Consider the following 14,471-nt stretch of genomic DNA (forward strand, 5'->3'; position numbering starts at 1 on the left):
CCCGGTTGTGACCGGGGGAGCTACCGGATCAACGTTTCGATCCTAGTGACGGGTTCCCGCCTGTAAGCGGTTTTCGCAGGGAAAATGCGTGTACGGCCCATGCCGGCGCGCTCAGAGGCTGTCGAGTGCCTTGATGTACTCGTTCAGGTCACGCGCGTCGGGCAGTCCGTTGACGACAGTCCAGCGCACGACGCCGTCCTTGTCGATGATGAAGGTGCCGCGGACCGCACATCCCTTGTCCTCGTCGAAGACGCCGTAGGCGCGCGAGGTCTCCCCGTGCGGCCAGAAGTCCGACAGCAGCGGGTACTCCAGGCCCTCCTGCTCACCGAAGACCCGCAGGGTGGGCACGGAGTCGTTGGAGACGGCGAGGAGCTGCACGTCGTCGTTCTGGAAGCGCGGGAGCTGGTCGCGCAGCTCGCACAGCTCGCCGGTGCAGACGCCGGTGAAGGCGAACGGGTAGAAGAGCAGCACCACTGCCTTCTCGCCCCGGAAGTCGGAGAGCCGCACGGTCCGGCCGTGGTTGTCCTTGAGCTCGAAGTCCGGGGCCTTGTCGCCGACCTCGATCGCCATCTCTCGCATCCCTTCGTTCCCGCATCCCCGCATTGGGCTGTTCGGGTGGTCCCACCTTATGGGCCCGGCTCCGGGCCGTGAACGCACACGCCCCGCCGACCGGGATGACCCGGTGCGGCGGGGCGTGTGTCCGCATCACTGCGGGGCTCGGCTCAGCGCTTGGCCTTGGCCGCCTTGGGCGTCACCAGCTTGGTGGAGGTCCACTCCTTGCCGACGGGCAGGCCCTTGGCGAGGGAGAGGCCGGCCGTCTCGGCCGCCTCGCTGATGTCGCTGGCCTCGACGTAGCCGTCACGGCCCGTCTTGGGGGTCAGCAGCAGGATCAGTGCGCCGTCCTCGACCAGCTCGGTCGCGTCGACCAGGGCGTCCGTCAGATCGCCGTCCTCGTCGCGGAACCACAACAGCACCGCGTCGGCGACGTCGTCGTAGTCTTCGTCGGCGAGCTCGCTGACGACCTTTTCGACGCTGTCACGGAATTCCTGATCGACGTCGTCGTCGTAGCCGATCTCCTGGACCACCTGTTCGGACTGGAAACCCAGCCGGGCGGCCAGGCTCTCCGCGTGGTCCGCGGTCGCGCTCACGGGGTGCCTCCTGCTCATGTTCGGTGAATGTCTTCGGCGGCGCGCGTACGCGCAGCATTGGGCGTAGTCCACACGGGCGCGGCGGATCGCGCAAGTACCCGGCCGCCGAGACCGTCGAAACGGTGACGATTACGGCCGTCTCGCCGCAACTTTCAGCCTTCCCGTGTGCACCTCTCGTGATTCATCCCACACCATTCCAGCTCATTCGGCATCATCGTCGACGGTTGGGTCTTTCCTACCTGTTTGAGGGACGAACGGCCTTGCGAAGTCGGCGCCCGCCCTGGGCGTAAGGTGCGGTTCGCCGGACTCGCGACGGATCCCCGCCGATCCTTCCCTCCCGGGTTCCCTGCGGTTTCCAGGGATTACCCGGTGGTAAAGATGAAGATTTCGGCCCAGCGTAAGAGCATGGGAGGCGGCGAACCCCAGGCACGACTCCCCCGACAGCGAAGGAACAGCGTGGCTTCCGCATCCGATCGCAATCCGATCATCATTGGCGGCCTGCCGAGTCAGGTCCCGGACTTCGATCCGGAGGAGACGCAGGAGTGGCTCGACTCCCTCGACGCCGCAGTCGACGAGCGGGGCCGTGAGCGGGCCCGCTACCTGATGCTGCGGCTGATCGAACGGGCCCGTGAGAAGCGCGTGGCCGTGCCGGAGATGCGCAGCACGGACTACGTCAACACGATCGCCACCCGGGACGAGCCGTTCTTCCCGGGCAACGAGGAGATCGAGCGCAAGGTCCTCAACGCCACCCGTTGGAACGCGGCCGTCATGGTCTCGCGTGCCCAGCGTCCCGGTATCGGCGTCGGCGGCCACATCGCCACGTTCGCCTCCTCCGCCTCCCTCTACGACGTGGGCTTCAACCACTTCTTCCGGGGCAAGGACGAGGGCGACGGCGGCGACCAGATCTTCTTCCAGGGGCACGCCTCCCCCGGTATCTACGCCCGCGCGTACCTGCTGGACCGGCTCACCGAGCAGCAGCTCGACTCCTTCCGGCAGGAGAAGTCGAAGGCCCCGTACGGCCTGTCGAGCTACCCGCACCCGCGGCTGATGCCGGACTTCTGGGAGTTCCCGACCGTCTCGATGGGCCTCGGTCCGCTGGGTGCGATCTACCAGGCGCGGATGAACCGGTACATGGAGGCGCGCGGGATCGCCGACACCTCCAAGTCCCACGTTTGGGCGTATCTCGGCGACGGCGAGATGGACGAGCCGGAGTCGCTGGGCCAGCTGTCGATCGCCGCCCGTGAGGGTCTGGACAACCTGACCTTCGTGGTCAACTGCAATCTGCAGCGCCTCGACGGCCCGGTGCGCGGCAACGGCAAGATCATCCAGGAGCTGGAGTCGATCTTCCGCGGTGCCGGCTGGAACGTCATCAAGCTGATCTGGGACCGCTCCTGGGACCCGCTGCTGGCGCAGGACCGCGACGGCATCCTCGTCAACAAGATGAACTCCACGCCCGACGGGCAGTTCCAGACGTACGCCACCGAGTCGGGCGCGTACATCCGTGAGCACTTCTTCGGTGGTGACCAGCGGCTGCGGGCGATGGTCGAGAACATGTCCGACCAGCAGATCCAGCACTTGGGCCGCGGTGGTCACGACCACAAGAAGGTCTACGCGGCCTACGCGGCGGCCAAGGCCCACAAGGGCCAGCCGACGGTGATCCTGGCGCAGACGGTCAAGGGCTGGACGCTCGGCCCGAACTTCGAGGGCCGCAACGCGACGCACCAGATGAAGAAGCTGACGGTCGACGACCTCAAGCGCTTCCGCGACCGCCTGCACATCCCGATCACGGACGCGCAGCTGGAGGGTGGGGCCCCGCCGTACTACCACCCGGGCCCGAGCTCCCCCGAGATCCAGTACATGCACGACCAGCGCAGCGCGCTGGGCGGGTACGTGCCGACCCGTGTGGTGCGCGCGAAGCCGCTGCAGCTGCCGGACGACACGACGTACGCGGCCGCCAGGAAGGGCTCCGGGCAGCAGTCGATCGCCACGACCATGGCCTTCGTCCGCATCCTGAAGGACCTGATGCGGGACAAGGAGATCGGCAAGCGTTTCGTGCTGATCGCGCCCGACGAGTACCGCACCTTCGGTATGGACGCCTTCTTCCCGAGCGCCAAGATCTACAACCCGCTGGGCCAGCAGTACGAGGCGGTCGACCGCGACCTGCTGCTCGCGTACAAGGAGTCCCCGACCGGCCAGATGCTGCACGACGGCATCTCGGAGGCGGGCTGCACGGCCTCGCTGATCGCCGCCGGTTCGGCGTACGCGACGCACGGCGAGCCGCTGATCCCGGTCTACGTCTTCTACTCGATGTTCGGTTTCCAGCGCACGGGTGATCAGTTCTGGCAGATGGCCGACCAGCTGGCGCGCGGTTTCGTCCTCGGCGCGACCGCCGGGCGGACCACCCTCACGGGTGAGGGCCTCCAGCACGCGGACGGCCACTCCCAGCTGCTGGCCTCGACGAACCCGGGCTGCGTGGCGTACGACCCGGCCTACGGCTACGAGATCGCGCACATCGTCAAGGACGGTCTGCGGCGGATGTACGGCCCGGAGGCGGAGGACGTCTTCTACTACCTGACCGTCTACAACGAGCCGATCCAGCACCCTGCCGAGCCGGCGGACGTCGACGTGGACGGCATCCTCAACGGCATCCACCGGGTGTCGCGGGGCACCGAGGGCACGATCGGGGCGCAGCTGATGGCCTCGGGCGTGGCGGTGCCGTGGGCGCTGGAGGCGCAGCGGATCCTGGCGGCCGACTGGGGCGTCCGGGCGGACGTCTGGTCGGCGACCTCCTGGAACGAGCTGCGGCGCGAGGCGGTCGAGGTCGAGGAGCACAACCTGCTCCACCCGGAGGAGGAGCAGCGCGTCCCGTACGTGACGCGGAAGCTGTCGGGTGCGGAGGGGCCGTTCGTGGCCGTCTCGGACTGGATGCGGTCGGTTCCGGACCAGATCTCGCGGTGGGTGCCGGGCGCGTACACCTCGCTGGGCGCGGACGGCTTCGGTTTCGCGGACACGCGCGGCGCGGCGCGGCGCTTCTTCCACATCGACGCGCAGTCGGTGGTCCTGGCGACGCTCACCGAGCTGGCCCGGGCGGGGAAGGTCGACCGTTCGGTGCTGAAGCAGGCGGTCGACCGGTACCAGCTGCTGAACGTGGCGGCGGCGGACCCGGGCGCGGCGGGCGGCGACGCGTAGCGCCTGTGGTGGGCTCGGCGAGCGGGTCCCGGCTTCGGCCGGGGCCCGCTCCCCTTTACGGGTTCCTTACGATGCTCGGCATGAAGGAACCCTCCCGCCAGCTGCTGTGGGAGCGGCGGAGCCAGACCCCGCTGCTCCTGCTCGCCGTGGCGTTCGCCGTGGCGTACGCCGTGCCCATCGTCGCCCCCGACGCGCGTGCGGAGGTGCACGGGGCCTGCACCTACGTCGAATGGGTGGTGTGGGGGGCCTTCGCCGTGGACTACGTGGTCCGCCTCGCCCTCGCGGCGGACCGCGGGCACTTCGTCCGGACCCACTGGCTGGACCTGGCCGCCGTGGTGCTGCCGCTCGTACAGCCGCTGCGGCTGCTGCGGCTGGTCGCCACCTTGATGCTGGTGGGCCGGCGGGCCCGGATGGCTCCGCAGATCCAGCTGACGACGTACGTGGCCGGTGCCGTGGTGGGGCTGCTGATGTTCGGCTCGCTGGCGGTGCTCAGCGTGGAGCGGGACGCCCCCGACGGGAACATCAAGAACCTGGGCGACGCCGTGTGGTGGTCCTTCACCACGATGACGACGGTCGGGTACGGGGACCACTCGCCCACCACCGGCCTCGGCCGGGTCCTGGCCGTGGGTCTGATGCTGTCCGGGATCGCCCTGCTCGGTGTGGTGACCGCCAACATCGCCGCGTGGTTCATCTCCCGCTTCGAGCGCGACGACCGGGCGGACATGCTCCAGCTGGCGGCCATCCGGGAGCTGCAGGACGAGGTACGGGCGCTGCGCGGCGAGGTCGCCCGGCTGGGCGGCGCGGCGGCCGCGACCACGGGCCCGGCTGCGACCGGGGTCGCGGCCATGCCGGTGGCCGACCCGCCGAACGCCCCGGCGCAGCGGGAGGTCACCTCTCCCACACCTTGAACGCCCGCACCTGGTAGGGCGACTGGGGGAGCCAGACCCCGTCGCCCGGGTAGGTCTGGAACTCGCCGGTCTCCGCGCATTCGGCCGACTGGTAGGTGGTCACCGGGCGCCCGGTGCGGTTGGTGAGCGACTGGGCGCTGGTGCCGGCCGGCAGCGCGGTGCAGCTGTTGATGTCCAGGGTGCTGAGCTCGTGCGTCTGCCGCGCTCCCTTGAAGTCCGGTTTCGCCCACAGGCACAGCTGCCCGCTCGCGCAGGCCCCGAGCGTCGGCGGGCCCGCGGCGTGCGCCGTGCCGGCCGTACTCGGGATGAGGGCGGTGAGGGCCAGGACGGTCGCGGCGAGGGTGGTCGTGGTGGTGGCGCGGGTGCTTCGACACGTACGCATGACGGGTCAACTCCTTGTGGACGGCGGGCGCCCGGACCGTTTCCGGAGCTCCGCCGACACCACGCTGACCTGCGCGGACAGGCCGGCGGAAGAGGCCCCGGGCGGGTCCACCCGGATAGGCGACAGCCCCGCCGGAACCCTCCGACAGGGCCCTCGTAGGTGCGGAGTTGACGCTTCCGGGAGCCTGCGGGCCGGGCCCGTGGCCGCCTGGGCCCGGGTGCGGACCCGGCCGGACCCGACCCCGAACGTGTCATGCGCGGGCGCTGCGGCGGGCACCCCCAGGAGCTCGGGCGGCACGTCGCAAACGGCTTAACGCTGCGGTCGCCACCCCACCCGCCACCGGTACGCTGACCGCCCACTGGGCGTCAGAAGGGAGCCCCGCGGTGATGATCGACGAGCGGTCGGCGACGGCCGCGCCGGTGACCGGACTGCGCGAACGCAAGAAACGGCGCACCCGGAACGCGTTGCTGCGCGCCGCCCTCGTGCTGTTCCTCTCCCAGGGGTACGAGCGCACCACCGTCGACGAGATCACCGACGCCGTGCACGTGTCCCAGCGCACCTTCTTCCGGTACTTCGCCAACAAGGAGGAGGTCGTCTTCGCCCTCCAGGAGCTGGTCGAGGCGCGGTTCGTCGCCGAGCTGCACGCCCGGCCGGCCGCCGAGGGCCCCTTCGAGGCCCTGCGGGGCGCGGCGCTCGCGGCCTGGGACACCGTGGAGGTGACCCTGTCCGAGGTGGTCCCGGTCGATCTCTACATGCGCAGCTACCGGCTGATCGAGTCCACCCCGGCCCTGCTCGCCGTGCACCTGCGGCGCTCCACGGAGCTCGAGGAACGGATCTCCCGGCTGATCGGCGCCCGCGAGGGCCTGGACGTGGACGCCGATCCGAGGCCTCGGGTCGCCGTCGCCGCGTTCTGTGGCGTGACGCGCGTCACAGGGCGGCTCTGGGGGCGGGGCGAGGACACCAGCGTGGAGTCGATCCGCAGGCTGACGGAGACGTACCTCGACCGGATCGGCCCGGCGCTGACCTCCAGTTGGCGCGGGTCCGCGTAGCCCCCTGACCCGCGCCGTCCGGCTCCGCCGGCGCGTCGGCGGGTCGCCCGCTCGGAGCTCACGCGGTCCCACGGTCGGCCGTGAGTCCGGTCACCCGGCACGTCTGTGGCGTAAGACGTCTCATAGGCTGGTCACAGTGAACGTGCCCGGCTTTGCCCACCCCACCGCCCTCGGCGCCGACCCGCGCCCTGCCGCTTTGCGTGCCCTGCTCGCGCTGGCGGTGGTCTTCATCATGCTGGCGACCACCGGCTGGACGGCCGTTCACCGGCCGGAGGAGGGCACCCCGATGCGGGTCGCCGCCCTCGGCGCCTGGGCCAAGGCCCGGGTCGACGGCCGGCCGGTGCCGCCCGCGGACGCCCCCGCCCGGACGGTGGCCCGTTTCTTCGCCGGCCTCGACGGTGCCGAGCGCGCCCGGCTCGCCGACGATTACCCGCTCGTCGTGGGCAACCTCGACGGGGCCCCCGCCGCGGTCCGCTACCGGGCCAACCTGGAGGGCCTGGAGCAGGCGCGCCGGGTCGAGGAGGCCCGCAGTCAGGACGTCGCGCTGACCCCGGCCGACCGGTCGACGGCCACCCGGCGTTCCCACCGCTTCGCCTCGCTCACCGAGCCCGGCCGGCAGATCCTCGCCTTCGACCCGACGGGCGACGGCCGCGTGGCCGAGGTCTTCGGTGACCTCTCCGGGGCCGAGCGGGTCTCGGTGATCGTCCCGGGTGTCGACACCGACGTCCTCACCTTCGAGCGCACCCAGCGCCGCCTGACCTCCCCGGTCGGCATGGCCGAGTCCCTGTACGAGGCCCAGCGCGCGGCCGATCCGGACAGCCGGACGGCGGTCATCGCCTGGGCCGGCTACACCGCGCCCACCGGGGTCGGTGTGGACGCCGCCACGGGCCGGATGGCGGTCGACGGCGCCGTCCTGCTGAAGGCCCTGACCGCGGCCCTGCCCGGGGACGCGAGCGTGGCGCTGTTCTGCCACAGCTACGGATCGGTGGTCTGCGGGGTCGCGGCGCACGAGCTGCCGCGCCGGGTGACCGACGTGGTGGTCGCGGGCAGTCCCGGGATGCGCGCGGAGAACGTCGCCGGGCTGCACACCTCGGCGCGGGTCTGGGCGACGCGCGACGAGGGCGACTGGATCGCGGACGTTCCGCACCTGGAGGTCGGCGGCCTCGGCCACGGCGCCGATCCGGTGTCCCCGGCGTTCGGCGCGCGGCTGCTGTCCTCGGCTCGGGCCAAGAGCCACACCGGCTATTTCGCGCCAGGTACGGACTCGATGGACAACTTCGCCAAGATCGGAACCGGCGCGTTCGGTTCCGTTGTCTGTGCGACCGGGAACGATGCGTGCCGACGCGGGATTTCCGGGACAGAGCAGGACTGACGCGCGTAGAGGCGCGGAAATCGGCTCCCGCAACCGGGGGGACGCGCGGGGGCGCCGCCGTTTACGATGTGCCGCATGGGTGACGTACTGGCCGGAAATCATGCCGTCTGGGAGTTCGAATCGGACTCGGTGCTCATCCGCTTCGCACGGGGGATCAGAACGCCGAGGCTGCCAAGACTCTGGCATGCCCTGGGCTCGCGCCGGATCCCCCTCGAAGCGGTGTCCGCCGTGGAGGTGACCGTGACCGGCGGCAAGCGGGACACGGTGGTCCTGCGCGCCCTGCCGCGGCCGGGCGCGGACCCGCTGATGGAGGTCGCCGCCGGGCAGCTCAAGGAGGCCTGCGACCCGTACCGGCTGGTGCTGCCCGCCGACAAGGCACCGGCCGCCGCCGCGTTCGCCGACGCGCTACGGTCCCGGCTCGGGCCGGATGCCGCCGAGCCGTCCGCACGCTTCCTCGTCGACGTACCGCAGCCGCCGCTGCACCTGAAGGCGTACGACGCCCGGGTGGGCTTCGACGGCGCGGCGATCACCTTCCACTGGTCCCGTACGGGCGCCTCCAGCACCAAGTGGAAGGCGGGCGACCAGCGCTTCCCGCTGGCCGCCCTCACCGGCGTCGAGTGGTCCTCCCCGGAGGGCCCCGGCGGGCACCTGCGGCTGCTGCTGCGGGACACCACCGGTGACCCCCGCCCGGACCACGACCTGGCGGCGGCCGTCTTCGGCACCGGCTACGGGGCGGTGCACGAGTCGCTGCCGTTCGCCGCGGCCGTGCTCGCCGCCCTGCGCGCCCGTACCCCGGTCGCCTCCGTGCCGCGGGCCCGCTCCGGCGACGACCGGCTGCGGCACCTGAGCGAGCTGCACACGGCGGGGCTGCTCACGGACGCGGAGTACGCGGCGCTGCGGGACCGGTTCGCCGCCGAGTCGCTCTGAGCGGGGGCCCGGCGGCTCAGCCCTCCCGTGCCACCGAGGTGGAGCTCATGTCCGGGTAGCGGTCCCCGGCCACCTGCGCGGCGATCGGCTCCAGCAGGTCCAGCTCGGCCTGCGTGAGGGTGATCCGGGTCGCCCCGGTGTTCTCGCGCAGCCGGCCGGGCTTGCGGGTGCCGGGGATCGGGACCACGGTCAGCCCGTGCACCTTCGCCCGCTGCTGCACCCAGGCCAGGGCGATCTGCGCCGGGGTCGCGCCGTGCTGCTCGGCGATCTCCCGGACCGGGACCAGCAGCTCCGCGTTGGCCTTGGCGTTGTCGCCGTTGAACCGCGGCTGGTGGCGCCGGAAGTCGTCCTGCGACAGCTCCGCGGACGCGTCGGCGAAGGATCCGGTCAAAAAGCCCCGACCGAGCGGGGAGTACGCGGCGACGGCCACGCCCAGCTCCGCCGCCGCGCCCACCGCGCTGCGCTCCACGTCCCGGCTGAACAGCGACCACTCCGACTGGAGCGCCGCGATCGGGTGCACGGCGTGTGCCTCGCGCAGCTCCGCCCCGGTGACCTCGCTGAGGCCGAGGTGGCGCACCTTGCCCTCGCCGACCAGCTCCGCCATGGCGCCGACCGACTCGGCGAAGGGAACGGCCGGGTCGCGCCGGTGCATGTAGTACAGGTCGATGACGTCGACGCCGAGCCGGCGCAGGCTGGCCTCCACGGCCGTGCGGATGTAGTCGCGGTCGTTGCGGATGCCCCGGTGGTGCGGGTCGTCGGTGCGCTCTATCGCGAACTTCGTCGCCAGGGTGATCTCGTCGCGGTGCGCGGCCACGAAGGGCGCCAGGAACTCCTCGTTGCGCCCCCGCCCGTAGACGTCGGCGGTGTCGAAGAGGGTGACCCCGGCGGCCAGCGCCGCGTCGAGGGTCTCCCGGGCCGCGGTCTCGTCGGTGTCGCCGTAGAACTCGCTCATGCCCATGCAGCCGAGGCCCTGGACGCCGACCAGCGGGCCGCCCTTGCCGAGCTCGACCTGTTCGAGGGTGGTGCCGTGCTCCGTCATTGCTGTGCCTTCCCCGATACCGTTTTCATGGCGTACATATCGATCTTGTAATCCAGTACGGCGAGCGCGTCCGTGAGCTCCGTGATGCGCGAGCGCACCTCGCGGCGCGTGCGTTCCAGCAGCTCCCGGCGGTCGTCCATGGTGTGCTCGCCCTCGCGGACCAGTTCGGCGTACCGCACCATGTCCGCCACCGACATCCCCGTGGCCCGCAGCTTGCCCACGAAGGCAAGCCAGTCGAGGTCCTTGTCGGTGAAGCGCCGCTGCCCCGAGTGGGAGCGGTCCACGTGCGGCATCAGGCCGATCCGCTCGTACCAGCGCAGGGTGTGCTGGGTCAGACCGGTCCGGGCCTCGACCTCGCTGATCGTGTACCGCGTCTGCGTCAGGCTCTGGCTCATGGCTCCACGCTAAAACCCTTGAGTGCACTCCAAGCAAGTAGGCTCGGCGGCATGGACAGCGTGGAGGCCGAGAACGGCATGGAAAGCCTGCGGATCATCGAGACCTGGCCGGTGCCGACCGCCGCGGCGGCCGTCGTACGGGCCGACGGGAGCCTGGCGGGCTCCCACGGGCCCGTCGACCACCGGTTCGCCCTGGCTTCGGTCACCAAGCCGCTCGCCGCGTACGCCGCCCTCGTCGCGTACGAGGAAGGGGCGATCGAGCTGGACGAGCCGGCCGGGCCCGAGGGGTCGACGGTCCGTCACCTGCTCGCGCACACCAGCGGCCTGGCCTTCGACGAGCACCGGGTGTCGGCCCCCGCCGGGCAGCGCCGGCTGTACTCGAACGCCGGTTTCGAGGAGCTCGGCGACCACATCTCCAAGGCCACCGGCATCCCCTTCGCGGAGTACCTGCACCAGGCGGTCTTCGAGCCGCTGGGCATGACGCGGACCACCCTGGAGGGCTCGCCCGCCAAGGACGGCGTCTCCACCGTCGCCGACCTGCTGCGGTTCGCCGCCGAGCTGCAGGCGCCGCGGCTGCTGGACGTCCGTACCGTCGCCGAGGCCACCTCCGTCGTCCACCCCGGACTCAAGGGCGTCCTGCCGGGATACGGACACCAGTCCCCCAACGACTGGGGCCTCGGCCTGGAGATCCGCGACCACAAGTCCCCGCACTGGACGGGCGTTTCCTCCTCGCCGCGCACCTTCGGCCACTTCGGCCAGGCCGGCACCTTCCTGTGGGTGGACCCGGACGCGCGCGCCGCGTGCGTGGCGCTGACCGACCGCGCCTTCGGCCCGTGGGCTGCCGAGGCCTGGACCCCGTTCACCGACGCGGTACTGGCCGAGCTGCGCTCCCGTTAGGGGGTGTCTTGTCGGTCAGGGCGGATCAGGGAGCGGTGGTCGGTGCCGTGGATCGCAAGGCGGACGAGGGAGGCGACGCGGAGCGTCGCCGACCGAGGACAACGCGGCGAGGCGCGGTGCCGACCACCGCGAGCCCGCCTTGACCGGCAAGACACCCCCTAGGGGGCAGGCGGTGCAGGCGAGGCAGGCGGGTCGGGGAACTCCCAGATCAGCAGCTCCCCCGGGGACCCGGCGACGACCTCCAGGTCCCGTTCGGCGGTGATGCGCACCGAGTCCCCGGGGCCCAGCTCGGCCCCGTCCAGGCGCAGGTCCCCGCGCACCACGTGCAGGTACACCCGGTCGGCCGCGGGTACGGCGACCCGCTCGCCCGCGCCGGGCCGCCGGACGTGCAGGACGGCGCCGGCCGCGGGGACCTCGTAGGGCGCGGCGTCGGCGATCTCCCGGACGACCCCGTACGAGGGCTCGCCGCCCGCCGTGAGGGGCGCGAGCCACATCTGCACGAAGCGCAGCCGCCCGGTGCCGTCGTTGCGCTCCACGTGCCGGGCCCCGGATCCGGCGCTCAGCCGCTGTACGTCCCCGGACCGCACCACGCTCTTCTCGCCGGTGCTGTCCTGGTGGGTGAGTTCGCCCTCGATCACCCAGGTGACGATCTCGGTGTGGCTGTGCGGGTGCTCGTCGAAGCCGGCGCCCGGCGCGAGGGTCTCCTCGTTGCAGGCGAGCACCGGGCCGAAGCGCAGGTTGTCCGGGTCGTAGAAGGAGCCGAAGGAGAAGGCGTGCCGGGTGGTGATCCCGGAGGCCGGGTCCCCGCCCTCGTACCGGTCGGCGCCGGGGCGAACATCAATCATGGACGCCACGGTAGACCCCGTCGGGGGCCGGGGCGCGGGCCACGGGCGGGACCGGACTCCGCGTACCCGTCCCGATAAGGCAGTCTTGTCACGTGTCCCAACCCGAACGTGAGCATTCGCCCGCCACACATGCCGCGCATCCCGCTCCGGCCCATCCGCACACCGCGACGCTCCGCCGTCTGGAGAAGTCCGCGGGCCGGCTGGCCGCCAACGCGATCGCGCGCATGGACGAGACCCTGCCGTGGTACCGGGCCATGCCGCCCGAGAACCGGTCCTGGATCGGCCTGGTCGCCCAGGCCGGTATCGCCGCGTTCACGGAGTGGTTCAGGCACCCGGAGACCCCACAGGCCATCTCCACCGACGTCTTCGGTACGGCTCCGCGCGAGCTGACCCGGGCGATCACCCTGCGCCAGACCGTCGAGATGGTCCGCACCACGATCGAGGTCATGGAGGCCGCGATCGAGGAGGTGGCGGCCCCGGGCGACGAGTCGATCCTGCGCGAGGCGCTGCTGGTGTACGCCCGGGAGATCGCCTTCGCGACCGCCCAGGTGTACGCGCAGGCCGCGGAGGCGCGCGGGGCGTGGGACGCCCGGCTGGAGTCCTTGGTCGTCAACGCGGTGCTGTCCGGCGAGGCGGACGAGGGCGCGCTGTCCCGGGCGGCGGCGCTCGGTTGGAACTCCCCCGAGCACGTGTGCGTGGTGCTCGGCACCGCGCCGGAGGGCGACAGCGAGCTGACGGTCGAGGCGATCCGGCGGGCGGCCCGTCACCACAAGCTCCAGGTCCTCACGGGTGTGCTCGGGGACCGGCTGGTCGTCATCGCGGGCGGCAGCGACAACCCGATCCAGGTGGCGAAGTCGCTGATCGGACCGTTCGCGGCGGGCCCGGTGGTGGCCGGTCCGGTGGTGCCCGACCTGCTGAACGCGACGAAGTCGGCGCAGGCCGCGGCGGCCGGACTGAAGGCCTGTACGGCGTGGCAGGACGCTCCGCGGCCGGTCCTGGCGGATGATCTCCTGCCGGAACGCGCGATCGCCTCCGATCCGGCTGCCAGGGAACAGCTGGTGGAGGAGATCTACAGACCGCTCGAGGAGGCGGGGTCGGCACTGCTGGAGACCTTGAGCGTCTACCTGGAACAGGCGAGCAGCCTGGAAGGGGCGGCGCGCATGCTGTTCGTGCACCCCAATACGGTGCGCTACCGGCTGCGACGTGTGACCGACGTCACCGGATGGTCACCGTCCGATGTCCGCTCGGCGTTCACCCTGCGGATCGCCCTGATTCTGGGGCGTCTGGCCGACGGTGACCCCCAGTCCTAGACTTTTGTCGGACATCAACAATTACCCCGACGGTTCTTGGTCCCTGTCCCCACGGGCGGCAGGGACCATCCACAAGAGAGAGTGTGAGGGTGCTCGTACTCGTCGCTCCCGGCCAAGGCGCTCAGACGCCCGGCTTCTTGACTCCCTGGCTCGAACTTCCCGGTGCCGCAGACCGCGTCGCCGCGTGGTCGGACGCCATCGGGCTGGACCTTGCCCACTACGGCACGACCGCGGACGCCGACGCGATCCGCGACACGGCGGTGGCCCAGCCCCTGCTGGTCGCCGCGGGCCTGCTGTCCGCGTCCGCGCTGGGTTCCACCTCGGCCTTCGGTGCCGTCGCGGGCCACAGCGTCGGTGAGATCACCGCCGCGGCCATCGCCGACGTGCTGTCCGAGAAGGACGCGCTGTCGTTCGTCCGGACCCGCGGTCTGGGCATGGCCGAGGCCGCCGCCGTCACCGAGACCGGCATGGCCGCGGTCCTCGGCGGCGACCGTGACGTGGTCGTCGCACACCTGGAGAAGCTGGGTCTGACGCCCGCCAACATCAACGGCGCGGGCCAGATCGTGGCCGCCGGCACGATGGAGCAGATCGCGGCTCTGGAGGCCGACAAGCCCGAAGGCTCCATGAAGGTCGTCGCCCTCAAGGTCGCGGGCGCCTTCCACACGCACCACATGGCCCCCGCGGTCGCCACGCTGGAGAAGGCCGCCGAGGCCCTCACCCCGGCGGACCCGGCGCTGAAGTACGTCTCGAACAAGGACGGCCTTGTCGTCACCACGGGCGCCGACGTCGTCGCCCGCCTGGTCGGTCAGGTCGCCAACCCGGTCCGCTGGGACCTGTGCATGGAGACGTTCGCCGAGCTGGGCGTCACGGGAATCATCGAGCTCTGCCCCGGTGGCACCCTGACGGGTCTGGCCAAGCGCGCGCTGAAGGGCGTACCGAGCGTGGGTCTGAAGACCCCGGACGATCTCGACAAGGCCGCGGCGCTCATCGCCGAACTGACGGTCTGAGAG

At 71.6% G+C, this 14,471-nt stretch carries 14 protein-coding genes; 8 read left to right on the plus strand and 6 right to left on the minus strand.

Features of this window, described 5'->3' with window-relative positions:
* Positions 1-111: 111 nt before the first annotated feature.
* Positions 112-570: a peroxiredoxin gene (locus AB8A24_RS22615; protein WP_030715385.1), complete on the minus strand. Its 459-nt coding sequence runs from the start codon at positions 568-570 to the stop codon at positions 112-114.
* A 152-nt stretch (positions 571-722) separates the two neighbouring features.
* A complete protein-coding gene (locus AB8A24_RS22620) occupies positions 723-1,148 on the minus strand; it encodes a DUF3052 domain-containing protein (protein ID WP_030715388.1) in 426 nt (141 codons plus the stop codon).
* Between the two features lie 456 nt (positions 1,149-1,604).
* Here AB8A24_RS22620 and aceE point away from each other — a divergent pair, with 456 nt between their 5' ends.
* Together aceE and AB8A24_RS22630 are read left to right on the plus strand one after the other, a co-directional pair.
* Positions 1,605-4,337: a pyruvate dehydrogenase (acetyl-transferring), homodimeric type gene (gene aceE / locus AB8A24_RS22625; protein WP_328963484.1), complete on the plus strand. Its 2,733-nt coding sequence runs from the start codon at positions 1,605-1,607 to the stop codon at positions 4,335-4,337.
* A gap of 80 nt (positions 4,338-4,417) precedes the next feature.
* Entirely contained in the window at positions 4,418-5,245 is an 828-nt protein-coding gene (locus tag AB8A24_RS22630; protein WP_328963483.1) for a potassium channel family protein, read from the plus strand.
* Here AB8A24_RS22630 and AB8A24_RS22635 read toward each other — a convergent pair.
* Positions 5,226-5,627 carry a peptidase inhibitor family I36 protein gene (locus AB8A24_RS22635; RefSeq protein ID WP_328963482.1) on the minus strand — a complete coding sequence of 134 codons (402 nt, stop codon included), beginning with the start codon at positions 5,625-5,627 and terminating at the stop codon, positions 5,226-5,228. The genes AB8A24_RS22630 and AB8A24_RS22635 overlap by 20 nt on opposite strands.
* Before the next feature lie 386 nt (positions 5,628-6,013).
* Between AB8A24_RS22635 and AB8A24_RS22640 the strand changes: the two genes are divergently transcribed.
* From AB8A24_RS22640 to AB8A24_RS22650, 3 genes are all read left to right on the plus strand, one after another.
* A complete protein-coding gene (locus AB8A24_RS22640; protein WP_328963481.1) occupies positions 6,014-6,676 on the plus strand; it encodes a TetR/AcrR family transcriptional regulator in 663 nt (220 codons plus the stop codon).
* A gap of 232 nt (positions 6,677-6,908) precedes the next feature.
* Complete coding sequence (locus tag AB8A24_RS22645) at positions 6,909-8,048, plus strand: alpha/beta hydrolase (RefSeq protein ID WP_328965988.1); 1,140 nt, start codon at positions 6,909-6,911, stop codon at positions 8,046-8,048.
* Between the two features lie 75 nt (positions 8,049-8,123).
* Positions 8,124-8,975, plus strand: a complete 852-nt coding sequence (locus AB8A24_RS22650) for a DUF4429 domain-containing protein (RefSeq protein ID WP_328963480.1) — start codon at positions 8,124-8,126, stop codon at positions 8,973-8,975.
* Between the two features lie 16 nt (positions 8,976-8,991).
* Here AB8A24_RS22650 and AB8A24_RS22655 read toward each other — a convergent pair whose 3' ends face one another.
* Positions 8,992-10,014: an aldo/keto reductase gene (locus tag AB8A24_RS22655; RefSeq protein WP_328963479.1), complete on the minus strand. Its 1,023-nt coding sequence runs from the start codon at positions 10,012-10,014 to the stop codon at positions 8,992-8,994.
* Positions 10,011-10,409: a MerR family transcriptional regulator gene (locus AB8A24_RS22660; RefSeq protein ID WP_328963478.1), complete on the minus strand. Its 399-nt coding sequence runs from the start codon at positions 10,407-10,409 to the stop codon at positions 10,011-10,013. The genes AB8A24_RS22655 and AB8A24_RS22660 overlap by 4 nt, the downstream gene beginning before the upstream one ends.
* Positions 10,410-10,487: 78 nt before the next feature.
* Here AB8A24_RS22660 and AB8A24_RS22665 point away from each other — a divergent pair, with 78 nt between their 5' ends.
* Positions 10,488-11,306: a serine hydrolase gene (locus AB8A24_RS22665; protein WP_030715418.1), complete on the plus strand. Its 819-nt coding sequence runs from the start codon at positions 10,488-10,490 to the stop codon at positions 11,304-11,306.
* Positions 11,307-11,464: 158 nt separating this feature from the next.
* On the opposite strand, the gene AB8A24_RS22670 is transcribed toward AB8A24_RS22665, so the two are convergent.
* Positions 11,465-12,151, minus strand: a complete 687-nt coding sequence (locus AB8A24_RS22670; protein ID WP_328963477.1) for a pirin family protein — start codon at positions 12,149-12,151, stop codon at positions 11,465-11,467.
* A gap of 92 nt (positions 12,152-12,243) precedes the next feature.
* Here AB8A24_RS22670 and AB8A24_RS22675 point away from each other — a divergent pair, with 92 nt between their 5' ends.
* Both AB8A24_RS22675 and AB8A24_RS22680 read left to right on the plus strand, forming a co-directional pair.
* Positions 12,244-13,461, plus strand: coding sequence for a helix-turn-helix domain-containing protein (locus AB8A24_RS22675; RefSeq protein WP_328963476.1), 1,218 nt, complete (start codon positions 12,244-12,246; stop codon positions 13,459-13,461).
* Positions 13,462-13,550: 89 nt separating this feature from the next.
* Positions 13,551-14,468, plus strand: a complete 918-nt coding sequence (locus AB8A24_RS22680) for an ACP S-malonyltransferase (protein ID WP_030715424.1) — start codon at positions 13,551-13,553, stop codon at positions 14,466-14,468.
* Positions 14,469-14,471 lie beyond the last annotated feature (3 nt).

Source organism: Streptomyces sp. BF23-19 (assembly GCF_041106355.1).
Classification (GTDB): Bacteria; Actinomycetota; Actinomycetes; order Streptomycetales; family Streptomycetaceae; genus Streptomyces; species Streptomyces virginiae_A.